This is a genomic window from Pedobacter sp. 01N416, assembly GCF_056399685.1.
In genome coordinates, this window is the sequence record NZ_JBFTRT010001029.1 from 1 (window position 1) to 611 (window position 611).

1 protein-coding gene is annotated in these 611 nt (G+C 40.9%); it reads left to right on the forward strand.

Annotation, left to right across the window (positions count from 1 at the left end; genetic code table 11):
• Positions 1-53: 53 nt before the first annotated feature.
• Positions 54-611, forward strand: a 558-nt coding sequence (locus AC1DND_RS29065) for a TonB-dependent receptor plug domain-containing protein (RefSeq protein WP_477586472.1), incomplete at its 3' end; no start/stop codon positions are given.

Here is a 611-nt window from a genome sequence, read left to right on the forward strand (position 1 = left end):
TACTATACTGCTTCTGTTTTTTTATATCGCTAAATGCCATCGCGCAAAAAGTTATGGTTAAAGGTTTGGTCACCTCCCAAAATGAACCTGTAGAAAATATCACCATTAAAATTTTAGGATCTAAGGGATCCACCAAATCAAATATTTCGGGTACCTATCAATTAGGTGGTATTCCATCCGGAAATTATGACCTCATTTTTTCGGGCATAGGTTATCAATCCAAAAGAATCAAAGTAACGCTAAACGGAGATACTGCACTGGTTAACGCTGATCTGTTAAGCTTAGCATCTGATTTAGGCGATGTGGTAATTACCGGGGTTAACCGGGCCACACAGCTGCGTAAAAGCCCTGTACCTATTGCGGTCCTCTCGAAAAAATCAATGGATCAAAATGTGAATACTAACCTGATCGAAGCTATTGTTAAAGGCGTTCCTGGAATTACAGCTGTTACCACGGGGCCAAATGTTTCTAAACCCTTTATTAGAGGTTTGGGGTATAATCGTGTGTTAACTTTGTATGATGGTTTACGGCAGGAGGGCCAGCAATGGGGCGATGAACATGGTATTGAGGTAGATGAATATGGTATTACCAGGGCCGAAGTTGTAAAAGGT